A 23,331-nucleotide genomic window follows, 5' to 3' on the forward strand; every position below is an offset into this window, starting at 1 on the left:
TTGATCATTCCGCGGCGGGAAGCTGCGGCGGCGGCGCGCTCGACGCTTCCGCCTTCTGCTGCAGGATCAGGTCGTCGCGGGTCGTCGCGATATGGCGGAGCTTCGCCATGGCGGCGCCGGTACCGGCCGGGATCAGGCGGCCGACGATGACGTTCTCCTTGAGGCCTTCCAGCGTATCGATCTTGCCGTTGACCGCCGCCTCGGTGAGGACGCGGGTGGTCTCCTGGAACGAAGCCGCCGAGATGAAGGAACGGGTCTGCAGGCTCGCCTTGGTGATGCCGAGCAGGACCGGCACGCCCGCGGCAGGCTTGCGGCCCTCCTCGATCGCCCGTTCGTTGACCTCGTCCATCTCCATGCGATCGACCTGCTCGCCGGACAGGAAGTCGGTGTCGCCGGGATCGGTGATATCGACCTTCTGCAGCATCTGGCGGACGATCACCTCGATGTGTTTGTCGTTGATGCTCACGCCCTGCAGGCGATAGACCTCCTGAATCTCGTTGACGAGATAGGCGGCCAGTTCCTCGACGCCCTTGATCGCGAGAATGTCATGCGGCGCCGGGTTGCCGTCGACGATGTAATCGCCCTTTTCGACAATATCGCCATCCTGCAGATGGATGTGCTTGCCCTTGGGGATCAGATATTCGACGGGCTCGGCGCCCTCCTCGCTCGGGATGATGCTCAGTCGCTGCTTGTTCTTGTAGTCGCGGCCGAACTGCACCGTGCCGCCGATCTCCGCGATAATCGCGTGATCCTTGGGACGGCGCGCCTCGAACAATTCCGCGACGCGCGGCAGACCGCCGGTGATGTCGCGGGTCTTGGCGCTTTCGAGCGAGATACGGGCGATGACGTCGCCCGCCTGGACCGTCGCGCCCGGGTCGGCCGCGAGGATCGACTCCACCGGAAGCGTGTAACGGGCCTCGCCGCCACGCGCCAGTTTCAGGATCTTGCCGTCCTTGCCCTTGATGACCAGGGCCGGCTTGAGGCTCGACGAACGGGCGTTCAGGCGCCAGTCCATGACCATGCGCTTGGCGATGCCGGTCGCCTCGTCCACCGTTTCCGACATGGACTGGCCTTCGACCAAGTCTTCGAAACCGATGACGCCTTCGACTTCGGTCAGGATGGGACGGGTATAGGGGTCCCATTCCGCCACGCGCTGGCCGCGCTTGACGTGATCACCATCGTCCACCTTAAGGCGCGAACCATATTGCACGCGGTGCACCGCGCGCTCGGTTCCGTCAGGGCCGCAGATGACCACGGCGACGTTACGCGCCATGACCATCAGATCGCCATCCGAATTGCGCGCGACATGGCGATTGCGGAGCTTCACCACGCCCTCGAAATTGGTTTCGATGAACGAGCTGTCCGCGATCTGCGCCGCGCCGCCGATATGGAAGGTGCGCATGGTGAGCTGGGTGCCCGGCTCGCCGATCGACTGCGCCGCGATGACACCGACCGCCTCGCCCATGTTGACGGGCGTGCCGCGCGCGAGATCGCGTCCGTAGCACGCCGCGCAGCAGCCGTTTTTGGCTTCGCACGTCAGCACCGAGCGGATCTTCACTTCCTGGATGCCGGCCGCGTTGATGCGGTCGATATGCCATTCCTGGATCATCTCGCCGGCCTTGACGATGACCGCGCCATCCTGATCGACCAGATCCTCGGCCGTGAAGCGGCCCAGGATGCGAACGGCGAGCGTCGCCACCACCTGGCCGGCGTCGATGATCGCCCGCATGCGGATGCCGTTGGTCGAACCGCAATCATATGAGGTGATGATCGAATCCTGCGCCACATCGACGAGGCGGCGGGTCAGATAGCCCGAGTTCGCGGTCTTCAACGCGGTGTCCGCGAGGCCCTTGCGGGCGCCATGGGTCGAGTTGAAATATTCGAGAACCGTGAGGCCTTCCTTGAAGTTCGAGATGATCGGGCTCTCGATGATCTCGCCGGAAGGCTTGGCCATCAGGCCGCGCATGGCGGCGAGCTGTTTCATCTGAGCGGGCGAGCCGCGCGCCCCGGAGTGGGACATCATGTAGATCGAGTTGATCGGCTTGTCACGGCCGTCGTCGTCCTTGCGGACCGCCGAGATGCGCGCCATCATTTCCTCGGCGAGCTTGTCGGTGCATTTCGCCCAGGCGTCCACGACCTTGTTGTATTTCTCGCCCTGGGTGATCAGGCCGTCGTTGTACTGCTGCTCATATTCCTTGGCGAGGCTGCGGGTCTCCTCGACGATGCGGCCCTTCGTCTCGGGAACGACCATGTCGTCCTTGCCGAAGGAAATGCCGGCCTTGCAGGCTTCGCGGAAGCCAAGACCCATGATCTTGTCGCAGAAGATCACCGTCTCCTTCTGACCGCAATTGCGGTAGACGGTGTCGATCATCCCCGAGATTTCCTTTTTCGTCATGAGCTTGTTCATGACGTCGAAGGGGATCTTGTTATGGTCGGGCGCGAGCTGGCCCAGCATCATGCGGCCCGGCGTGGTGTCGAAAATCTTCGCGACGCGCTTGCCATTCTCGTCAAAAGTCCAGGCCCTGCCCTTGATCTTGGTATGCAGGGTGATCGCCTTGGCGAACAGAGCGTGTTCGATCTCGGCCATATTCGAATAGATGCCGGCAAGCGGCGCTTTGGTCACGGGATCTTCGCGGTACTGGCCCGGCTCGCCGTCGCGGACGAGGGTCAGGTAATAGAGGCCGAGCACGATGTCCTGCGACGGCACGATGATCGGCTGGCCGTTCGCGGGGTGCAGGATGTTGTTGGTGGACATCATCAGCACGCGCGCCTCGAGCTGCGCTTCCAGCGAAAGCGGCACGTGCACGGCCATCTGGTCGCCGTCGAAGTCAGCGTTGAAGGCCGCGCAGACCAGCGGGTGCAACTGGATCGCCTTGCCTTCGATCAGCGTCGGCTCGAACGCCTGGATGCCCAGCCGGTGCAAAGTCGGCGCGCGGTTGAGCATGACCGGATGTTCGCGGATCACCTCGTCGAGGATGTCCCAGACTTCCGGCTTTTCCTTCTCTACCAGTTTCTTGGCCTGTTTCACCGTGGCGGACAGGCCCTTGGCGTCGAGGCGCGAATAGATGAACGGCTTGAACAGCTCCAGCGCCATCTTCTTCGGCAGGCCGCATTGATGCAGCTTGAGTTCCGGACCGACCACGATGACCGAGCGGCCGGAATAATCGACGCGCTTGCCGAGCAGGTTCTGGCGGAAACGGCCCTGCTTGCCCTTGAGCATGTCGGCGAGAGACTTCAGCGGACGCTTGTTCGCGCCGGTGATGACGCGGCCGCGGCGGCCGTTGTCGAACAGAGCGTCCACTGCTTCCTGCAGCATGCGCTTTTCGTTGCGGATGATGATGTCCGGCGCGCGCAGTTCGATCAGCCGCTTCAGACGGTTGTTGCGGTTGATGACGCGGCGGTAGAGATCATTGAGATCCGAGGTCGCGAAGCGGCCGCCGTCGAGCGGCACGAGCGGTCGCAGATCCGGCGGGATGACGGGAACCTCGGTGAGAATCATCCATTCCGGCTTGTTGCCGGAATTGATGAAGGCCTCGATGATCTTCAGGCGCTTGGCGAGCTTTTTGGGCTTGAGCTCGGTGGTCGCCTCGGCGATCTCCACCTTGAGCTGCGCCGCGATATTCTCGAGGTCGAGGCTGCGCAAAAGTTCGCGAATCGCCTCGGCGCCGATCAACGCGGTAAAGGAATCCTGCCCATATTCGTCCTGGGCGATCAGATATTCCTCTTCATTGAGGAGCTGGCGGGTCTTGAGCGGCGTGAGGCCCGAGTCGATGACGATATAGGACTCGAAATAGAGGATGCGCTCGAGATCCTTGAGCGTCATGTCGAGCAGCAGGCCGATACGCGACGGCAGGCTCTTCAGGAACCAGATATGGGCGACCGGGGCTGCGAGCGAGATATGTCCCATGCGGTCGCGGCGCACCCGCGACAAAGTGACTTCGACGCCGCACTTTTCGCAGATGACGCCCTTGTATTTCATGCGCTTGTACTTGCCGCACAAGCATTCGTAATCCTTGATCGGACCGAAAATGCGCGCGCAAAACAGACCGTCGCGTTCCGGCTTGAACGTGCGGTAATTGATCGTCTCGGGCTTTTTGATCTCGCCGAAGGACCAGGACAGAATCTTTTCCGGGCTGGCGATGGAGATCTGAATCTGGTCGAACGTCTGGGGCGCGACGACCGGATTGAAGAGATTCATAACCTCTTGATTCATGGTTTTCTCCTGGGCTGGCGATCCCGGCTGCGCGCGCGGGATCCCGCTCCGAAAGGGGGCCACATCGGGCGGCGTCTACGCCGCCCGTCGCTTATTCGGCGGCTTCGGCCGGCGGCGTCTCTTCGTCCGCATTAGGCGCGGACTGGTTCAGTTCGACATTGAGGCCGAGCGAACGCATTTCCTTCACCAGCACGTTGAAGCTTTCGGGAATGCCCGACTCGAACGTGTCGTCGCCGCGGACGATGGATTCGTAGACCTTGGTGCGGCCAGCGACGTCGTCCGATTTCACCGTCAGCATTTCCTGCAGCGTATAGGCCGCGCCATAGGCTTCCAGCGCCCAGACTTCCATTTCGCCGAAGCGCTGGCCGCCGAACTGCGCCTTGCCGCCCAAAGGCTGCTGGGTGACGAGCGAATAGGGGCCGATCGAACGCGCGTGGATCTTGTCGTCCACGAGATGATGCAGCTTGAGCATGTAGATCACGCCCACCGTCACCTTGCGGTCGAAAACCTCGCCCGTGCGCCCGTCATAGAGAAGGGTCTGACCGGAGGCGTCGAGGCCGGCCTGCTCCAGCATCTTGACGATGTCCGCCTCGCGGGCGCCGTCGAAGACCGGAGTCGCGATCGGCACGCCGCGCGTCAGGTTCTGTGCGATCTCCAGCAGTTCGCCGTCGCCAACCTCCCCGAGGTCGGAGGTTTGGGCGCCCTCGCCGTAAAGCTCGGCGAGTTTGTCGCGCAAGGCTGAGGAATTCATCGAGCGCTGATAGGCGTTGACCGCTTCCGCGACCTGCCTGCCGAGATTGCGGCAGGCCCAGCCGAGATGCGTTTCGAGGATCTGGCCGACATTCATACGCGAGGGCACGCCGAGCGGGTTCAGCACGATATCGACGGGCGTGCCGTCGGCGAGGAAGGGCATGTCCTCCTGCGCCAGAATGCGCGAGACCACGCCCTTGTTGCCGTGGCGGCCCGCCATTTTGTCGCCGGGCTGGATCTTGCGCTTCACCGCGACGAAGACTTTCACCATCTTCATCACGCCGGGCGACAATTCGTCGCCGCGCTGCAGCTTTTCGACCTTGTCGAGGAAGCGGCTTTCCAGCCCCTTCTTCGCCTCGTCATATTGCTTGCGCATGGCTTCGATCTCGCCCATCAGGGCGTCGTCGTCCACCGCGAATACCCACCATTGCGAGCGCGGATATTCGTCGATCAGCTCGCGGGTCAGCACCTGCTCCTTCTTGAAGCCCTTGGGGCCGGAAAGAGCCATCTTGCCGATCAGCATTTCGGCGAGACGGGCATAGACGTTGCGGTCGAGGATCGCCAGTTCGTCGTCGCGGTCCTTGGCGAGACGCTCGATTTCCTCGCGCTCGATCGCCTGGGCGCGCTCGTCCTTGTCCACGCCATGGCGGTTGAAGACGCGCACCTCGACGATCGTGCCCTGGACGCCCGGCGGCACGCGCAAGCTGGTGTCGCGGACGTCCGAAGCCTTCTCGCCGAAAATGGCGCGCAGCAGCTTTTCTTCCGGGGTCATCGGGCTTTCGCCCTTCGGCGTGATCTTGCCGACGAGAATGTCGCCCGCCTGCACTTCCGCGCCAATATAGACGATGCCCGCCTCGTCGAGATTCTTCAGCGCCTCTTCCGAGACGTTGGGAATGTCGCGGGTGATTTCCTCGGGGCCGAGCTTGGTGTCGCGGGCCATCACCTCGAATTCGTCGATGTGAATCGAGGTGAAAATGTCCTCCTTGACGATCTTCTCGTTGAGGAGGATCGAGTCCTCGAAATTATAGCCGTTCCAGGGCATGAAGGCGACGACCACATTGCGGCCGAGCGCGAGATCGCCCATGTCGGTCGAGGGGCCATCGGCGATGATGTCGCCCTTGCGTACGATGTCGCCGACGCGCACCAGCGGACGCTGGTTGATGCAGGTCGACTGGTTCGAGCGCTGGAACTTCATCAGGCGGTAGATGTCGACGCCCGGACGCCCTTGCCCGAGATCTTCGGTCGCGCGAATAACGATGCGGGTGGCGTCGATCTGGTCCACCACGCCGGAGCGGCGCGCGGCGATTGCCGCGCCGGAATCGCGCGCCACCACGCCTTCCATGCCGGTGCCGACCAGCGGCGCGTCGGCGCGCACCAGAGGCACGGCCTGGCGCTGCATGTTCGAGCCCATCAGCGCGCGGTTGGCGTCGTCGTTCTCAAGGAATGGGATGAGCGCCGCGGCGACCGAAACGAGCTGTTTCGGCGACACGTCCATGAAGTCCACATGGTCCGGCGTCAGCATCACCACGTCGCCGGCGCGGCGGCAGACCACGAGGTCTTCCGTCAGGCGGCCTTCGGGATCGAGCGAGGCGTTGGCCTGGGCGACAGAATATTTCTGCTCTTCCATCGCTGAGAGATAGACGACCTCGTCCGAGACAAGTCCTTCCTTAACTCGGCGATAGGGAGCCTCGATGAAGCCGTATTTGTTGACGCGCGCGAACGTCGCGAGCGAATTGATCAGGCCGATATTCGGACCTTCCGGCGTCTCGATCGGGCAGATGCGGCCGTAATGGGTCGGATGGACGTCGCGCACCTCGAAGCCCGCGCGCTCGCGGGTCAGGCCGCCCGGACCAAGAGCCGAGAGGCGGCGCTTGTGGGTGATTTCCGACAGCGGATTGGTCTGGTCCATGAATTGCGACAGCTGCGACGAGCCGAAGAACTCGCGCACGGCGGCCGCCGCCGGCTTGGCGTTGATCAGGTCCTGGGGCATGATCGTGTCGATATCGACCGAGGACATACGCTCCTTGATCGCACGCTCCATGCGCAAAAGACCAAGGCGATACTGGTTTTCCATCAGCTCGCCGACGGAGCGGACGCGGCGGTTGCCTAGGTGATCGATGTCGTCGATCTCGCCGCGGCCGTCGCGCAGATCGACCAGGGCCTTTACGACCGCGAGAATGTCGTCGCGGCGCAGCACGCGGGTCGTGTCCGGGCAATCGAGGTCGAGACGCATGTTCATCTTCACGCGACCGACAGCCGAGAGATCGTAACGTTCGGAATCGAAGAACAAGGAATGGAACATCGCCTCGGCCGAGTCGATGGTCGGCGGCTCGCCCGGGCGCATCACGCGATAAATGTCGAACAGAGCCTCCTCGCGCGACGAATTCTTGTCGAGCGCGAGCGTATTGCGGATATAGGGGCCGACATTGATATGGTCGATGTCGAGCACCGGCAGTTCGGTGAAGCCGATGCCGACCAAAGCCTCCAGCGACTTGGCGGTGATTTCCTCGCCGGCTTCCGCATAGATTTCGCCGGTCTGCGGATTGTAGAGATCTTCGGCGATGAACTGACCGTAAAGGTCCTCGTCCACGGCGCGGATGAACTTCACGCCGCGCTCGGCGAGCTGGCGCGCGGCGCGCACCGAGAGCTTCTTGCCGGCCTCGACCACCACGTCGCCGGTGTCGGCGTCGACAATGTCCACCACGGCCTTGAGGCCCTTCATGCGCTCGGCGTCGAAAGGCAGGCGCCAGCCGTCCTTTTCACGGACGTAAGCGATCTTCTTGTAGAAGGCGGACAGAATTTCCTCGCCGTCGAGGCCCAAAGCATAAAGCAGCGACGTCGCCGGAATCTTGCGGCGGCGGTCGATGCGGGCGTAAACGATGTCCTTGGCGTCGAATTCGATATCGAGCCAAGAGCCGCGATAGGGAATGATGCGGGCGGCGAACAGCAGCTTGCCCGAGCTGTGGCTCTTGCCCTTGTCGTGGTCGAAGAACACGCCCGGCGAACGGTGCATCTGCGAGACGATGACGCGCTCGGTGCCGTTGACGATGAAGGTGCCGTTCATGGTCATGAAGGGCATGTCGCCCATATAGACATCCTGCTCCTTGATGTCCTTGACCGACTTGGCGCCCGTGTCCGGATCCACATCGAACACGATCAGGCGCAAGGTCACCTTGAGCGGCGCGGCGAAGGTCATGCCGCGCTGGCGGCATTCGTCCACGTCATATTTCGGCGGCTCGAATTCATATTTGACAAATTCGAGCAAAGCGGTCCCGGCGAAATCCGAAATCGGGAAGACCGATTTGAACACGGCCTGCAATCCCTCGTCGTCGCGCCCGCCCTTGGGCTCCTCGACCATCAGGAATTGATCGTACGAAGCCTTCTGCACTTCGATCAGATTGGGCATGACCGCGACTTCGCGGATATGACCGAAGAATTTACGGACACGCTTCCGGCCGGTGAACACTTGCGCCATATCGCTCCTCGCACCACAATCAGGCGGACTGATTTGCCCATGATCCGCTTCGTCGGGATCATGCGGTTCCGTTCGCCCCCCCCGGCCTCGCCGGGACCCGCGGAAAACTCCGCGCAAATTCCTGGGAAGGATCGGAGGCCTTCCCGCCTCTTCGCCGCGACCGGGACCGCACGGGTCCCTGTTACGGCTGCGGCGGCCCCGGAGAAAGCCCCGAGACCGCCTCTATTTCTGTCCGGGCGCGCAAGGCGCGCGCCCGTCCCCGCATCCGCCGCGCGCCCGCTCCGCAAGCGAAGCAGGCGGCCCGGGCGAAAGCGCCGATAATTACTTGAGCTCGACCTTGGCGCCGACCTTTTCCAGGGCGGCCTTGATCTTGGCGGCGTCATCCTTGGACGCGCCCTCCTTGACCGGCTTCGGCGCGCCTTCGACCAGGTCCTTGGCTTCCTTGAGGCCGAGGCCGGTGATGGCGCGGACTTCCTTGATGACTTCGATCTTCTTTTCGCCGGCGGCGGCGAGAACGACCGTGAATTCCGTCTGCTCTTCGACCGGAGCAGCCGCAGCGGCGCCCGCGCCGGGAGCGGCGGCGACCGCGACGGCCGCAGCGGCCGACACGCCCCACTTCTCTTCCAGCATCTTGGCGAGCTCGGCCGCTTCTAGGACGGTGAGGGCCGAAAGCTCTTCGACGATCTTTTCGAGGTTAGCCATTTTCAGTTCCTGTATATTTCGGGTTTGGTTCGTTTGATTTCAATGCCACGCCTGCAATCAGGCCGCGTCCTTGTTGGCGTAAGCCCCGAACACGCGCGCGAGCTTCGCAGCAGGCGCGGTCGAGAGCTGCGCGAGCTTGGTCGCCGGGGCCGAGATGAGGCCAACCAGCTTGCCGCGCAGTTCGTCGAGAGAGGGCATGGTCGCAAGCGACTTCACCCCGTCCGGGTTCAGGGCGGTCGCGCCCATGGCGCCGCCGAGGATGACGAATTTATCGAAATCCTTGGCGAATGCGGCCGCGACCTTTGGCGCCGCCACCGGATCGTCCGAAAAGGCGATCAGGGTCGGGCCCTTGAGCAGGGCTCCGATGGAGGCGACGTCAGTGCCTTCGAGGGCGATCTTGGCGAGGCGGTTCTTGGCGACCTGAACGCTCGCGCCGGCTTCGCGCGCCTGCTTGCGCAGGGTCTGAAGCTGTGCGACGGTCAGGCCGGAATAACGCGCGACCACCACCACGCCCGTCTTCGAGAAGACGTCGTGGAGCGTGGCTACGGCTTCTTTCTTTTCCGCTCTGTCCACAGTGCTCTCACTTCAATGGGCGGAGCCTGGCGAAGGCGCCCGCCGGTTGCCGACTTGCCGCGCGGTTTGAGGCCACGCGACGCCGAAAAGCCTGTCCCCACGAGAAGTGAGCGCGAAATGCGCGCGCCCCTGTGGATCAGAGGGTTCGAACCAAACCGCCGGAGGCGAAAACCTCCGGAATATTAGGTCTTTCCCCGTCTATGCTGGCCATCCGCCTCCCGTGACCGGGCGCCTGGTGGATAATTAAGCCCTTGCACGAAGCGAGAGCGCCGGCAGTCTTGGACAGGACATGACCGCAAGACCCCTCTTCTGTCCCGAGGGACGAAAACAGGGCCTCCCGGCCAATCCGCCGCCAAAGCCTGAGCCCGAGGCCCAAACCCGGCGGAAGCTGAATTTCCGCAAACATGGCGCGAAACCGTGCCGATCGGTCAATTCGTGAAGCAAACCAAACCTGGACGATCGAGCCGCGAGGCCCAAAGCGCCCAAAATCCTGTTTCGACACAACATCTTTCCAAAAGGCGGAGAAATCTCGCGACGCCATATCCGCAAGGCGACATCGCCGTCGCCGGAACCGAGGTTTGTAAACGCTCTCGCGCCATCTGCCAAGAGGGGCGAAAACATTTTTTTGCAAATGTCAAGCGGCGTGATTTCAAAATTGCGCCGCCTTCCATCTTAGAGACCGCATAGCCCGTGCGGAAAAATCCGCAACTTTTCAGGGCGATGCCGACGGCGCGACGACAAAGTCGCGCCGCCGCGCCCCAAGGCCGAAATCAGTGCTGGGCGATCTCGATCGTGGCAGGATCGACCTTCACCCCAGGCCCCATGGTCGAGGTAAGCGCGATCCGCTGCAGATAGGTTCCCTTGGCGCCGGCCGGCTTGGCTTTGATCACCGCCTCGACGAAAGCGGCGATGTTCTCCGCCAGCTTTTCCTCGCCGAACGAGGCCTTGCCGACCGAGCCCTGCACGATGCCCGCCTTTTCGACGCGGAACTCGACCGCGCCGCCCTTGGAAGCCTCCACCGCAGCCGCGACATCCATGGTCACGGTGCCGACCTTCGGGTTGGGCATGAGGCCGCGCGGGCCCAGAACCTTGCCTAGACGCCCGACCAAAGGCATCATGTCCGGCGTGGCGATGCAGCGATCGAAGTCGATCGCGCCGCCCTGCACGGCCGTCACCAGCTCTTCCGCACCGACCACGTCCGCGCCCGCCGCCTTGGCCTCGTCCGCCTTGGCGCCGCGCGCGAAGACCGCCACGCGCAGGGTGCGGCCGGTGCCGTTCGGCAGATTGACCACTCCGCGCACCATCTGATCGGCGTGCTTGGGATCGACGCCGAGATTCATTGCGATTTCGACGGTCTCGTCGAATTTGGCGCTGGCGCGCTCGCGCACCATCTTGATGGCTTCCGTCACCGGATAGAGCTTGGTGCGCTCGATGCCCTCGCGGGCCTTGACGATTCTCTTGCCGCTCATCGTCTTACCCCACCACTTCCAGGCCGATGGACTTGGCGGAGCCCTCGATCATAGCCATGGCGGCCTCGATCGTGTGGGAATTCAAATCCGCCTGCTTCTTTTCCGCGATTTCGCGAATCTGGTCGCGGGTCACCTTGCCGACAAAGCCGCGGCCCGTGGTCTTGGAGCCGGACTTGATGTTGGCCGCCTTCTTGAGGAAATAGGTGACCGGCGGCTGCTTCATCTCGAAGGTGAAGCTGCGGTCGGCATAGGCCGTGATGATGACGGGGATCGGCATCCCCTTTTCCATCTGCTGCGTCTTGGCGTTGAACGCCTTGCAGAACTCCATGATGTTCAGGCCGCGCTGACCGAGCGCGGGACCGATCGGCGGCGACGGATTCGCCGCGCCGGCCGGGACCTGAAGCTTCACGTAACCCGTGATCTTCTTCGCCATATTGGCTGCTCCCATGAGCTTTTTCGTCCGCCCTACCGGAGCGAAACGAAAATGCGCGGACGACGGAAATTTCCGCCCCGCGCGGGTTGCAGGTCGCGGTGCGGTTTTTTGCCCGGCTGGCGACCGGAAAACCTCCCGCGGAATGACCTTCATTTGAAGGATGTTGGTCTTTATCCAGCTTTGCCGCGCTTGGCAAGCATTGACGCGACAAAATCAGGCGGGAATGGATATCGGCTGGCCTTTTTCGAGAATATAGGTCGAGACGATCCGCGTCGCCGCGGCGCCTGTCCTGAACGAATGCGGGCGCCGCGCGGCAATCTGGGCGACATCGCCGGCGGTGAGTTCGCGCGGCGCCTCGCCGTCCACCAGCAGCACGCCCCCGCCCGCGACGATATAGGCGGATTCAATGCCGGGATGGATATGCCGCGGGACGTCGAAATCGGGGCCGGCCTCCGCCGCGACGATGAAGGTTTCGTAATCGGCCGTCGGCCCGTCGATCCGCGCCAGAATGTCATAGCGCAGTCCGCCCGGCGCGGGGCGTCCCGCCCCGCCTGACTCCGCCGCGGCGCAGAAAGGGCAAAATCCGATCGAGCGATGCATCAAAGCCAGGCCTCCCGGCCTCGTTTGCGGGGCCGATTCTCGACCACGCCATCCGTTATGGACTGATCCAGGCAAATCATGTCATGCACTGCAAGGCGCGATTCGCGGAGGAGAAATTGGGACGCGAAGTCACACTCTTCGTCAGCACGTTCTCGACCTTGCTGGCGATCGTCAATCCGCTGGAGGCCCTGCCCGTCTTCCTGAAGATGATGGAAGGCAAACCCAAGGCGGAATATCGCGGCGTCGCCCGCCGCGCCAGCCTTTACGCCGCCGGGCTCATGTTCTTTTTTCTGATCTTCGGGACGATTATTCTGAAAATCTTCGGCGTGTCGCTCAGCATGGTCCGCGTCGTCGGCGGCATCGTCCTGCTGCGCATCGGCTTCGATCTCTTCTCAGGCTCGCCATCCGGCGCCATCGGCGTCGCGGCGAGCGGCAAGGATCAGGGCGACATCGCCTTCGTGCCGCTGGCCATGCCGCTGATGTGCGGGCCCGGCGCCATCGCGACCCTGCTCGGCATGACCTCGATGGTCAAAAGCTCACAATTCGCAGCAGGGGCCTTGCTGGTCGTCGCCGCCGCGATCGTCCTGAGCATGGCCGTAACTTTTCTATGCCTCGCCTATGCCGAAACGCTGGTTGACCGGATCGGTCCGCTCGGCATAGACGCGGTTACTCGCATCGTCGGCTTTTTCGTCGCGGCCATGGGCGGCGGCCTGATTTTCCAGGGCGTCATCCAGGCGCTCCAGGAATATGGCGTCATCGCCGCGCATTGACGGAATCGCCGCGCACTGGCGGATCTTGGCGGCGCCGCCTATTGGCGCGCCTGCCAGGATTGCGCGTCCGGCGCGCCCTCGCCCCATTTGGCGCCGGCGATCTGGGCCCAGCGGCTAAGGGCGTCGGCCATGACTTCCGTCTCGGCCTGTCCGGCGAAATCTCCCGACGCCGTCAGCATGCGCATTTGCAAAACCAGATAATGCGCGGAAACGATCGTATCGAGCAGAATATCCTTGACGGCGACATTTTCATGCGCGAATGGCGCGTGATTTTTCATAACCCTTAACCCTTTACGCCCAAATTGCGGCGGTACAGCGCCAACGAGTCTAAGCTGTGGTCGCGTAAGGGTTTTTCCTTTCGCGGCGAACGCAACCGTAAGTGGCGTGTTCGGCAGGAAATGTCCCGCAAATAACATTTGCGCAAATTTCCTACAGTTTTATCTTTATGGTTAGCGCGCAAACTACAAGCTGAACAATGAACGGCAAATCCATCGACATCCTCGGCGTTTTGAAGAGCTGCAGCGTCTTCGCGACACTTACCGAGGCCCAGAGGCGTGAGCTGGTTGGAAAGGCGAGGATAGAGCATTATTCCGAGCGCACCCTGCTCACCCTGCGTGGCGAGTTGCCGGACCACATAAGGTATATCGCCAGCGGCAGCATCGACATTGTGCTTTCTACCGCGGAAGGCGGCTTTTCCAGCCTGCCGATGCTGGAAGGCCGCTGGGCGACCTGGCTTGGCTGTTTCGGGTCTGAACCGCTCGTCCACGATCTCTGGAGCTCCAATAACGCGACCTATGTCGCGATCCCCTGCCGCGACGTCAACAAGGCGGTCGCGAACAATCCCGAAGCCCTGCTCGAGGTGATCGAACATGTCGGCGAATGGACGCGCTTCCTCACCGGCTGGATGCTTTCCTTCGCCGCCTATGGCCCGGAAAAGAGGCTGGTCTATCTTCTGCTGCTCGCCTCGTCGGACGCTTGCGCGATCACCCAGGAGGGCCAGGAAACCGCGGTCACCCAGACCCATATCAGCCAGTTCGGCTTCGGCTCGCGCCAGAAGGTCAGCCGCTTGCTGCGCGGCCTCGCCGACAAGGGCCTGATCGAGATGCGCTATGGCGCGGTCATCATCCCCTCGCGCGCCAGGTTGCATGCCTATATTGCGGACGACAACGTCCCCGCGAGCGCGCCGCGCAAGCCGGCCCGCAGGCTGGGCTGAAGCCAAATCGTCAGATCAAAGCCAAGTCGTCAGATCGAAGCCAAGTCGTCAGATCGAAGCCAAGCCGTCAGATCGAAGCCAAGCCGTCAGATCGCGGCGGCGGAAGAGGCCGGCCGGCGCAACGCGCGGCGCTCCTTGGGTTCGGCCCCGGCGCGCGCTGCGAACCGGCTTTGCTCGCGCGCCAGAATTGATTTGGCGTCGAGCCCGGCGATGGATTGTCCCGGATCTGCCGGAATGTCCCCGGCAAGCTGCAACATCAGATAACGCGCGCAACAGACCCGCAGAAACGAAGCGAAATTCTCGACGGCCCCGTGGGCCTCCAGCAATTCCTCGTAAAGCCGCGCCAGAATTTCGGAGACGCTCAGACGATCGCGGCTGGCGATTTCCTCAAGAAGAATCCAATAAATATTTTCCAGCCGGACGCTGGTGGCGAAACCATGCATCCGCACCGAGCGAAGCCGCGTTTCCCACAGGGTGGGATCGGCCTTGATGAACAGTTGGCACATGATCGCCTCGCGCCGTCATCGCCTCACGCCGTCGCCGCGGCCCCTCGCGCCCCCGGACCGCCGCACGACACGACAAGAGATAAGTCCGGGCGCGGATCTTTGCAAATCCGCGCCCCAGATCGCCTCCCGGCTTCTGTCACGCGGCCGAGCGCCGCTCGACCTCGCCGACCGGCGCGCCAATTTTCGTCAGCAACTGGCCGAGCCAGGCGGGATGCGCGGGCCAGGCCGGCGCGGTAATCAGGTTTCCGTCCGTCACGGCGGCGTCGATCGGAATATTGGCGTAATGTCCGCCGGCAAGTTCGACATCCGGCTGGCAGGCCGGATAGGCCGAGCAGTTCCTTCCCTTCAGCACGCCCGCCGCGGCGAGAAGCTGCGCGCCGTGGCAGATGGCGGCGACCGGCTTGCTGGCGGCGAAGAAATGGCGGACCATTTCCAGCACCGATTCGTTGAGCCGCAGATATTCCGGAGCGCGGCCGCCGGGAATGACGAGAACGTCATAGTTTTCCGGCTTGATGTCCGCAAAACTGGCGTTGAGCGCGAAATTATGGCCGCGCTTCTCGCTATAGGTCTGATCGCCTTCGAAATCATGGATCGCGGTGGCGATCGTCTCGCCTGCCGCCTTGCCGGGGCAGACGGCGTCGACGCGATGGCCGACCGCCGCCAGCGTCTGGAACGGCACCATGATCTCGTAGTCCTCGCCGAAATCGCCGACGATCATCAGGATATTCTTGACGCTCATATTGTCCTCCCTCCGCTAGCCGCGGGAGGTCAGTATGAGGCGGGCGGCGCGTTTCGGGGTGTTACCCCGCTATCGCGCGCAAAGGATAAGGGCCGGGACGGAAAACGGCGCCCGGCTCAGCCGAGTTTGTCCACCTGGCCATATTCCAACTCGACCGGCGTGGCGCGGCCGAAAATCGAGACCGCGACCTTGACCCGCGAGCGGCCTTCGTCGACCTCTTCCACCAAGCCTTCGAAAGTGGCGAAGGGGCCGTCGTTGACCCGCACCTTTTCGCCGACCTCGAAGGAGATCGAGGTTTTCGGGCGATCGACGCCCTCCGCGACCTGGCCCTTGATGCGCTCGGCCTCATGCTCGGGGATAGCCATGGGCTTGTTGTCGGCGCCGAGGAAGCCGGTGACCTTGGGCGTGTTCTTGATGAGATGGAAGACGTCGTCGGTCAGGTCGCATTTCACCAGCACATAGCCGGGGAAGAATTTTCTTTCGGAATTGAACTTGCGGCCGCGGCGCACCTCGACGACCTGTTCCGTCGGGACCAGGATTTCGTCGAAATTGTCGCTCAAGCCGCGCTGCGCCGCCCCTTCCTTGATCGCTTCGGCGACCTTTTTCTCGAAGTTGGAATAGGCGTGGACGATATACCACCGTTTGGTCATGAATTTTTCCGCGAAATGTGGAAGCCTTTAGCGGCTCGGGCCGTTAACGGCCGAGGCTGAGGATGAAGCCGACGGCGAGACGAATGATCTCATCGACCGAGACGAAGAACACCGCGGTCAGGAACACCATCAGGACGACGAGGCCGGTGGTGATCATGGTTTCACGGCGGGTCGGCCAGGTCACCTTATTGGCTTCGGCGCGCACTTCCTGCATGAAATTGAACGGATTGGCCATGGTCGTCCCGTTGGGCCGCCGGCGCGCCCTATGGACGAGAGAATTCGTCCTTCGACGGGAACTTGGCGGCGGGTTGCGAAAAGAAAGGCGGCGCGGGACCTTTCGGCCGCGCGCCACACTGGCCCTATATAGCGAACGCATCCGAGCGCGCCAAGTTTTTTCTTGACAGCGCCTATTCGTCCGCGCCCCGCGCCTTGCGGCTGCGGCGCGCCCATTGATTGAGCCCCTCGACCATGAGCGAGAAGCCGATCGCGGAATAAATGAAGCCCTTGGGAATGTCATAGCCCGCGCCATCGGCGATCAAGGTCATGCCGATCAGCAGCAGGAAGGACAGGGCAAGCATTTTCACGGTCGGGTTTTCCCGGATGAACTGGCCGACCGGCCCGGCGGCGAGAATCATCATGGTTACGGCGATGATCACGGCCAGGGCCATCACCACGAATTCGTCGGCCATGCCGATCGCCGTCAGCACGCTGTCGAGCGAAAAGACGATATCGAGCAGGGCGATCTGGAAAATCGCCCGCCAGAAGCTCTTGCCCCCTTTGCGATGCCCGTCTTCGCCTTCCGGGTCGATTTCCTCGTGGATTTCAACCGTGCCCTTGTAAAGCAGGAACAGGCCGCCGAGGGTGAGAATGATGTCGCGGCCCGAAACCTCATGCCCCCAGACAGCGAAGAGCGGCAGGGTGAGGCGGGTCAGCCAGACCATGCCGGCGAGCAGGACGAGGCGGAAGACTACCGCCATGCCGAGGCCGAGACGGCTTGCCTTCACGGCGCGGTCAGGCGACAGCCCCTGGGTGGCGAGCGCCACAAAGACCAGATTGTCCACGCCGAGGACGATTTCCAGCACCGTCAGGGTCAGCAGGCTGGCCCAGGCGTCGGGGTGGGCGAAAACGGCGATATATTCCAAATGTGCTCCTTGTCGCATGGCGACGCTTGCGCTGGCGCGCCAATATAGCGCCGGTGGAATGTGAAGGAAAAGCTCCTCGCGCGCCAAGGGAGAGAACCAAAAGAGCGTGAGAGCCGCAGACCGGCGTTCTCACCCGCCGAAGTTTTTATCGTTTCAGCGCAAATGCTCGGGCAGTTGCGGTCCGCGTTCGATCAGATCGGCGAAAGCGTCTTCGAAATTCTCGCCGCGCAAGGCGGCCGCGAGGCCGTCGAGCGCCCGGTCGAGCTGGGCGGCCTCTTCCTCGTCCAGCGTCCGGATCGCGGAATCAATATGGACGAGAACCTTTGTTCCAACGGCCTGAGGCCCGATCAGGAGCAACGACACCCGCCGCCGCTCGCCGCCACGTTCGCAAAGCGCCGAAATCTCGCCGCCTTCGACGATGGTCATCGGAATTCCAAGGCACATGATGCAAACCCCAGGCGACGCCGGGCGACCGGCGCCGGGGCCAAACCTTGCCAGAAGGCGCGATGGCCGACAAGGCCGGCGGGCGTTTTCGCGCCTCGCCGGGGCGCCGCCCATCGTCCCGCGAGCTTCAGCGCGGCGCCGTCCTTTGGTCCGGGCGCCCGGAAAGGCTCGCGAGGAGCACGGCCAGAATTCCGCACAGATAGATGCCATCGAACGTTCCTGCCCCGCCGATCGAGGCGATCGGCGCGCCAAGGCCCTGAATGTGGCCGAGATTGAGAAGATCGGCGCCGATGAGTACGCCGAGGCTGCCCGCAATATAGGCCAAAGGCGCAGCTTCCCGCCGCGACAGCAGGATCGCGACCAGCGCGGTCACGGCTGCCGGAACGAAAACCGGCAAGGCGATCCCCAGGCCGGGCACGGGTTTCGCGAGCCCGTGGCAGACGGCGGCGACCACGGCGGTCGCGACGATGCCCTTCGCCCAGAGCTGATGCCGGAAGAGCAGATAGAGCGACATCAGGCCGGGAATGACGGCGCCGCCGACATTGATCGCGATGATCGTGCCGGGATGGGGGACGATGAGCGGCACGACATAATGGATGCCGTAGAAAACGATTTCCCGCCCCACCATGATGTTCCGTCCGGGCAGTTCGCCCACCGGAATGTTGAAATAACTGCCCACCAGCGAGCCGACGAGCAGCAGATAGGCCCCGCCCAGGCTGACCCCGAGACGCGTATAGGCATAGCTCAGGACGCCGATCTGCAGCAGAACGATCAGGAGGATGAACGCCCCGACCAGAATGGTGAAGAACGGGAGGGCGAGCGGCAGGTAATGCATTTCGCTGTAATTCATGAGGGCGCTCCGGCCGCCGGAACGGGGGACAGGTCACATGTGACCGTCACGGCCTGTTTCGGCAACACCGAAGCCGCAGATTAAGGGGAGAGCGCCAGAAAGCCCGGCGAGCGTTCGCTCGGCGCCTATCGGGACTCATCGGGCGGGAAATCCAGCACGTCGCGCTGATAGACCTCGTCGACCTCCGAAAACGGCAGGTTATTTTTGGTGTAGAGCACGGCGCGATGTTCGAACAGGGCCTGGGGCGGCGCCATGGTCGCGGCGTCCTTCGGCGCGTCGAGCGGCGCCCAGAGCATGGTCGCCGCGAAAGTTTTGCGCCAGGGGCCGAGCGGGCGCACGACCCGGCCGAACGGCGCGTCGCTGGTCTCCAGCGCCCGGTTCATCTCCGGCGTCAGGCGCGAGGGCACATACCAATTATCGGCTTCGGAGAGCACATGATCGCCGCAGCGCAGTCGCACATTGCGGTATTTGACCGGCTCGTCCGGCCCTATCGCGAGTCGCCGGCGCTGCTCGCGCGACAGCGGCTTGGGCGCGGCGGCCGCGATCTTTTCGGCGACCAGCCGGGCCTCGGCGGCGAGATGATGGGCGCCGCACCATTTTTCGAGGCTCGTGGTCGCGCTTGGGCTCGCCAGAATTTCGGCGTTGAGCGTCTCCAGCAGCGCCGTCGCCTGCCAGCGGTTCAAGGCATTGTTGGGCCAGTTCGTCTCCGCGCCGGCGCCCTGCCCGGCGCCGATCAAGGCGGCGAATGAAAGCAGGCAGGAAAGGGCGAGCGCGGAGGGGCCCGCCACACGCGCTCCCGATCGCCGTGGTCCGCGTTTCATCCGGGCCACCCTCCCTTTGGCGTCGCGATGCGCCGATGGACGCCGCCTCATAGCCGCCTGGGCGCGCTGGACGCAAGCCCGCCATACTCTAAGATTTGTCAGGAAGGGCGATTAAGCTCTTTGTCGCGACGCTCAAAAAAAGGGCGCGGCGGCCAAATTCGAATGGCGCAGGAGGAAAGCATGGCCAGCAAGGCGGATTTCAAGGCGGACGAGTGGCAGAAGCTTTTGGGCGCCCCGATGCTCGCGGGCCTGGCGGTGACCTTCGCCGAACCGTCCGGATTATTCGGCGTGCTCAAGGAGAGCATGGCCAGCAGCCAGGCGCTGATCGAGGCCAAGAATGCGCCGGGCGCGATCCGCCTGGTCAAGGAGATCGGCGACGCCATGGGCGCGCTGGAGGACCGCAACGCCGCCAAGGAAGGAATTCAGGCGGCATTGACCGGCCGATCGAAGGAAGAAATGAAAGCCCAGACGCTGGCGGCCCTGGCCGAAATCGGCAGAATAGCGGACGCCAAGGCGCCCGACGACGCCCTCGCCTTCAAGATCTGGCTGAAGCAGGTCGCCGAGCGCGTCGCGGAAGCGGCAAGCGAAGGCGGGTTCCTGGGCCTTGGCGGCGTGCAGGTGACGGAAGTCGAAAAGGCGACGATCGCCGAAGTGGCGAAGGCGCTGAACGTCGCCTGATCCGGCCGCAGCCGCGTCGGGTCAAATCTCGTCTGAAGATAAAATGGCAGGAGTGGCCGGGCTCGAACCGACCACACCCGGTTTTGGAGATCAATCATGCCGACGTTCCGCCCGACCTGTCCGACGACGAGATCGAGGAACAGGCGAAACGCGCCGAGCGGGAAGCGAAGGCCTCGCTCGAAAAGGAACGGTAAGCGCCGCCGTCACGCAGTCCGAGGCGTCTTCAGTTTGACACATGCGTCGGCTATGGTGACGACAATTCCAAGGCGCGCTCGGATGTACAGCCGCCGAGGATCCGGCCCCGCACGGTGAAAACCGAGGCGGGGTTTTTCTTTTCCTGCTGGCGGAATTGGATCGTCGCGCCGCCCGCTGTGCTCTTGCCGCGCGCGGGTAACGCTAATTAAGTCCCGCTCTTGGAAAATTGGCAATTTGGTATATCGTAAGGTCAATTCAGCCTACTTGCTGGCTGAACGACCGCATGAACGCCCGCCACGGATGCACTGGCGGGCGTTTAATAAGTAATTGGCAAGAATTTCCTGGCCAGACCGTCTTACATTTCCGCGGAAATCCCCTCCTGATCGCCATTCAATAGTTCTGCAACGCTCAAGGGACGCCCAGCTTCGCGACAAAGGCGACCAATAGCCCTTTTGTGGAAACGCTCGTTGTGCGTGACTTCCTGCCCGATCCATTTGGGCAATTCAAAAACTTGATCGATGTGCTGAAGTTCGAATTCCGCCAGGACGATCCCGGAAAGCTGCCCACTGTAAACGTCAACAAGCCAAATGTTTCCGGCATGTCTGACCTTGTGTCGGGTCTTCACAAAAATGGCCTTGCCGCAGATGCGTTTAAGCATCTCCTCCGCGTCGGATGGTGGGATTTCATATTCGAACTCCAAACGGCTTGGGCCGGAGCGGTCACTCTTGACGGTCAGCCAAGCCTTTCCCCGCGCGATGCGCACGCGCACCTTTGCGCCGTTGCCTTCGCTAATCGTACAGTCTCGGATCACCTCGCTATCTGAAATAGCCCCGTAAGTCGCCGGACAGGCACTCCCACTTCGCTAAGAGGTAGGAGTAATGTGGTGTTTATGACTGGTGACAATCCGAAGAGTGAGGTCCTGCCGGGCCGAGAACGACGGCGTCGGCGCACGTCGGCGGAGAAATTGGCGATCATTGCCGAGACGATGGAGCCGGGCATGACGGTTAGCCTTGTCGCGCGCCGTCACGGCATCGCCCCCAATCAGCTGTTCACCTGGCGGCGGCTGGCGAACCAAGGCGCCCTGACCGCGACGCAGGCCGAGGAGGACGTCGTTCCGGCGTCCGCCTACAGGGCTTTGGTCGACCAGGTGCGCGAACTGCAGCGCCTGCTCGGCAAGAAGTCGATGGAGGCCGAAATCCTCAAAGAGGCGCTTGAAGTCGCCGTAGGCTCAAAAAAACGGATGTTGCGGTCGTTGTCGCTGCCGACGCTCAATCCACGGGACGGTTCGCGATGAAGGCCGTCTGCGAAACCCTCGGCGTCGCCCGCTCGAATGTCGCCGCGCGCATTGCCGGCGGCGCGGCCAAACGCATGGGCCGACCGCCCCTGCCGGAAGACGATCTGCTCTGCGAGATCAAGGGGATCATCGCCGAACAGCCGTCCTGGGGCTACGCCCGCGTGTGGGCCGACCTGCGCCGCAAAAGACGCGCCGAGGGCGCGGCGCCGGTCAACCGCAAGCGGGTTTATCGGGTGATGAGGGCGCACGGCCTGTTGCTTCAACGTCATGCCGGCGGCGGCGAAAACCGCCGGCATGACGGCAAGATCGCCGTTCTGCGCTCCAACCTGCGTTGGTGTTCCGACGGCTTCGAGATCGCTTGCGACAATGCCGAAAAAGTCCGCGTCGCCTTCGCGCTTGATTGCTGCGACCGGGAAGCCCTCGGCCATGTCGCCACGACGGCGGGCGTCAAGGGCGAGGACATCCGCGACCTGATGGTCAGCGCCGTCGAATATCGCTTTGGCCCGGTCAATCGCCTGCCCAGCCCGATCGAATGGCTGACCGACAACGGGTCTTGCTACATCGCTGGCGACACGAAACATTTTGCCCGCGAAATCGGCCTTGAGCCGCTGACCACGCCGGTCGAAAGCCCCCAATCGAATGGAATGGCCGAAGCCTTCGTCCGCACGATCAAACGCGATTACGCGCGCGTGTCGCCACTGCCGGACGCCGAAACCGTGATCCGCTTGCTGCCGTCGTGGTTCGAGCATTACAACACACGCCATCCGCATCGCGCGCTTGGCTATCGTTCACCCCGCGAGTTCATCGCGGATCGCTTGGCCGCCGAAGCCGGAGAGTGTCTGTCCGAAACTTAAGGGGCTACAACACTATCGATGACGGAAGCGCGCCAACCATCCCCAATGACAAGGAATTTGCGCTCGATCTCAAGAGACATCGCAAATTCCTTTCATTCTGGTCGCTGAGAAGGATCAGGGCGGCGAGGAAGACGCCGTCGACGACCGTCTTTTACCAGTCAGAATCCCGTAAAGCGAGTCGAGCCGTTAACGAGCGGTAAAGACCGGCTCGCTCACATCCTCCCCATCCCTGGCGCGCGGTAGCCGCTCCGACAGGTCCATCACTGCCCGCAGATGCGCGACTCCCTCGCGCTTGGCGGGCGCCCCCTGCCATTTTTCGACAGAAGCTCACGAAGAGCGGACGCATCGAGCACCCGGCTTGCTGATCAAATGTTAAGCCCAGCCTGTCCACGTCCCGGGGTTCACCCCACTCTTGGGTCAGTTCTCACTGGAACTCAACAGGCATGTTGAAAACAGTCATCCGCATCTTGCTTAACATCCAATTTATCTATTACAATATAATCACAGTAAACGCCTGACATCAAGGCAGATTTAAATTGAAAAATAAGCTCAATTTTGAATCAATGTCTCTTGAGCAACTCTGGGCGCTTCACGTCGAAGTGAGCACCATCTTATCGGCGCGAATATTGGAACAAAAATCCGAACTCGAGAGGCGTCTCGCGATCGTCAGCGGGAGCGCGGACATAGCTGGCGACGCCGGTTTGGCGCGTTCCGCATCGCAGGCGAAACCGCGTCGCAAATACCCAAAGGTGTCCCCCCAGTACCGCAACCCGGAGACGTTCGAGACATGGTCTGGGCGCGGGAAGCGGCCGCGCTGGCTCGTGCGCGCCATAGCGTCTGGCCAAGACATGGACGATTTTCGCATCAAAGACCCGGATTAACGTGCGCCGGGCTTAAGAAGGCGCGCGAAACCGCCGCCGTTCGGCGTCACCCGACCGGCCAAGAATGGCGAAAAGGCGA

22 protein-coding genes are annotated in these 23,331 nt (G+C 62.7%); 5 read left to right on the forward strand and 17 right to left on the reverse strand.

The features are described 5' to 3' along the window. Nucleotides 1-4: 4 nt before the first annotated feature. The 7 genes from rpoC to K2U94_RS15800 all read right to left on the reverse strand — a co-directional run bounded on the left by rpoC (nucleotide 5) and on the right by K2U94_RS15800 (nucleotide 12,215). On the reverse strand, nucleotides 5-4,213 hold the full coding sequence (gene rpoC, locus K2U94_RS15770; protein ID WP_243068116.1) for a DNA-directed RNA polymerase subunit beta': 4,209 nt from the start codon (nucleotides 4,211-4,213) through the stop codon (nucleotides 5-7). 91 nt (nucleotides 4,214-4,304) lie between these two features. After that, nucleotides 4,305-8,438: a DNA-directed RNA polymerase subunit beta gene (gene rpoB, locus K2U94_RS15775; protein WP_243068117.1), complete on the reverse strand. Its 4,134-nt coding sequence runs from the start codon at nucleotides 8,436-8,438 to the stop codon at nucleotides 4,305-4,307. Nucleotides 8,439-8,759: 321 nt separating this feature from the next. Further along, entirely contained in the window at nucleotides 8,760-9,140 is a 381-nt protein-coding gene (rplL, locus tag K2U94_RS15780) for a 50S ribosomal protein L7/L12 (RefSeq protein ID WP_243068118.1), read from the reverse strand. 57 nt (nucleotides 9,141-9,197) lie between these two features. Next, nucleotides 9,198-9,713, reverse strand: coding sequence for a 50S ribosomal protein L10 (gene rplJ, locus K2U94_RS15785; RefSeq protein WP_243068119.1), 516 nt, complete (start codon nucleotides 9,711-9,713; stop codon nucleotides 9,198-9,200). Between the two features lie 770 nt (nucleotides 9,714-10,483). Beyond that, nucleotides 10,484-11,182, reverse strand: a complete 699-nt coding sequence (gene rplA, locus K2U94_RS15790) for a 50S ribosomal protein L1 (RefSeq protein WP_243068120.1) — start codon at nucleotides 11,180-11,182, stop codon at nucleotides 10,484-10,486. Nucleotides 11,183-11,186: 4 nt separating this feature from the next. Further along, nucleotides 11,187-11,615 carry a 50S ribosomal protein L11 gene (gene rplK, locus K2U94_RS15795; protein WP_243068121.1) on the reverse strand — a complete coding sequence of 143 codons (429 nt, stop codon included), beginning with the start codon at nucleotides 11,613-11,615 and terminating at the stop codon, nucleotides 11,187-11,189. Nucleotides 11,616-11,828: 213 nt separating this feature from the next. Next, nucleotides 11,829-12,215 carry a cupin domain-containing protein gene (locus K2U94_RS15800; RefSeq protein WP_243068122.1) on the reverse strand — a complete coding sequence of 129 codons (387 nt, stop codon included), beginning with the start codon at nucleotides 12,213-12,215 and terminating at the stop codon, nucleotides 11,829-11,831. A 116-nt stretch (nucleotides 12,216-12,331) separates the two neighbouring features. Here K2U94_RS15800 and K2U94_RS15805 point away from each other — a divergent pair, with 116 nt between their 5' ends. Continuing rightward, complete coding sequence (locus K2U94_RS15805; protein WP_243068123.1) at nucleotides 12,332-12,985, forward strand: MarC family protein; 654 nt, start codon at nucleotides 12,332-12,334, stop codon at nucleotides 12,983-12,985. Nucleotides 12,986-13,023: 38 nt separating this feature from the next. On the opposite strand, the gene K2U94_RS15810 is transcribed toward K2U94_RS15805, so the two are convergent. Next, nucleotides 13,024-13,263, reverse strand: a complete 240-nt coding sequence (locus tag K2U94_RS15810; protein ID WP_243068124.1) for a hypothetical protein — start codon at nucleotides 13,261-13,263, stop codon at nucleotides 13,024-13,026. Nucleotides 13,264-13,460: 197 nt separating this feature from the next. On the opposite strand from K2U94_RS15810, the gene K2U94_RS15815 reads away from it, so the two are divergent. Next, on the forward strand, nucleotides 13,461-14,198 hold the full coding sequence (locus tag K2U94_RS15815; protein ID WP_243068125.1) for a Crp/Fnr family transcriptional regulator: 738 nt from the start codon (nucleotides 13,461-13,463) through the stop codon (nucleotides 14,196-14,198). A gap of 86 nt (nucleotides 14,199-14,284) precedes the next feature. On the opposite strand, the gene K2U94_RS15820 is transcribed toward K2U94_RS15815, so the two are convergent. The 8 genes from K2U94_RS15820 to K2U94_RS15855 form a co-directional block, all read right to left on the reverse strand. Then, the gene (locus K2U94_RS15820; RefSeq protein ID WP_243068126.1) at nucleotides 14,285-14,704 is read right to left on the reverse strand and encodes a ribbon-helix-helix domain-containing protein; all 420 of its coding nucleotides are present in this window, start codon (nucleotides 14,702-14,704) and stop codon (nucleotides 14,285-14,287) included. Nucleotides 14,705-14,840: 136 nt separating this feature from the next. After that, on the reverse strand, nucleotides 14,841-15,443 hold the full coding sequence (locus tag K2U94_RS15825) for a DJ-1/PfpI family protein (RefSeq protein WP_243068127.1): 603 nt from the start codon (nucleotides 15,441-15,443) through the stop codon (nucleotides 14,841-14,843). A gap of 116 nt (nucleotides 15,444-15,559) precedes the next feature. Next, nucleotides 15,560-16,093: a transcription termination/antitermination protein NusG gene (gene nusG / locus K2U94_RS15830; RefSeq protein WP_243068128.1), complete on the reverse strand. Its 534-nt coding sequence runs from the start codon at nucleotides 16,091-16,093 to the stop codon at nucleotides 15,560-15,562. Nucleotides 16,094-16,136: 43 nt separating this feature from the next. After that, nucleotides 16,137-16,328, reverse strand: coding sequence for a preprotein translocase subunit SecE (gene secE / locus K2U94_RS15835; protein ID WP_243068129.1), 192 nt, complete (start codon nucleotides 16,326-16,328; stop codon nucleotides 16,137-16,139). Between the two features lie 172 nt (nucleotides 16,329-16,500). Continuing rightward, a complete protein-coding gene (locus K2U94_RS15840; RefSeq protein ID WP_336606170.1) occupies nucleotides 16,501-17,235 on the reverse strand; it encodes a TerC family protein in 735 nt (244 codons plus the stop codon). A 153-nt stretch (nucleotides 17,236-17,388) separates the two neighbouring features. Next, nucleotides 17,389-17,679: a HypC/HybG/HupF family hydrogenase formation chaperone gene (locus K2U94_RS15845; protein ID WP_243068131.1), complete on the reverse strand. Its 291-nt coding sequence runs from the start codon at nucleotides 17,677-17,679 to the stop codon at nucleotides 17,389-17,391. A 127-nt stretch (nucleotides 17,680-17,806) separates the two neighbouring features. Then, the gene (locus K2U94_RS15850) at nucleotides 17,807-18,529 is read right to left on the reverse strand and encodes a DUF1614 domain-containing protein (RefSeq protein ID WP_243068132.1); all 723 of its coding nucleotides are present in this window, start codon (nucleotides 18,527-18,529) and stop codon (nucleotides 17,807-17,809) included. Between the two features lie 125 nt (nucleotides 18,530-18,654). Then, complete coding sequence (locus K2U94_RS15855; RefSeq protein WP_243068133.1) at nucleotides 18,655-19,317, reverse strand: hypothetical protein; 663 nt, start codon at nucleotides 19,315-19,317, stop codon at nucleotides 18,655-18,657. 213 nt (nucleotides 19,318-19,530) lie between these two features. On the opposite strand from K2U94_RS15855, the gene K2U94_RS15860 reads away from it, so the two are divergent. Continuing rightward, nucleotides 19,531-20,028 (forward strand): hypothetical protein, encoded by a 498-nt coding sequence (locus K2U94_RS15860; RefSeq protein ID WP_243068134.1) that lies wholly within the window; start codon nucleotides 19,531-19,533, stop codon nucleotides 20,026-20,028. Nucleotides 20,029-20,578: 550 nt separating this feature from the next. On the opposite strand, the gene K2U94_RS15865 is transcribed toward K2U94_RS15860, so the two are convergent. Further along, a complete protein-coding gene (locus K2U94_RS15865) occupies nucleotides 20,579-20,992 on the reverse strand; it encodes a CYTH domain-containing protein (RefSeq protein WP_243068135.1) in 414 nt (137 codons plus the stop codon). 120 nt (nucleotides 20,993-21,112) lie between these two features. Between K2U94_RS15865 and K2U94_RS15870 the strand changes: the two genes are divergently transcribed. Together K2U94_RS15870 and K2U94_RS15875 are read left to right on the forward strand one after the other, a co-directional pair. Then, a protein-coding gene (locus K2U94_RS15870) for an IS3 family transposase (RefSeq protein WP_243065398.1) occupies nucleotides 21,113-22,371 on the forward strand; the annotation gives its coding sequence in 2 pieces (ribosomal slippage) (nucleotides 21,113-21,452 and nucleotides 21,452-22,371; 1,260 coding nt in all). Nucleotides 22,372-22,907: 536 nt separating this feature from the next. Further along, entirely contained in the window at nucleotides 22,908-23,252 is a 345-nt protein-coding gene (locus K2U94_RS15875) for an H-NS histone family protein (RefSeq protein WP_336606171.1), read from the forward strand. Nucleotides 23,253-23,331 lie beyond the last annotated feature (79 nt).

The organism is Candidatus Rhodoblastus alkanivorans (assembly GCF_022760755.1).
Classification (GTDB): Bacteria; Pseudomonadota; Alphaproteobacteria; order Rhizobiales; family Beijerinckiaceae; genus Rhodoblastus; species Rhodoblastus alkanivorans.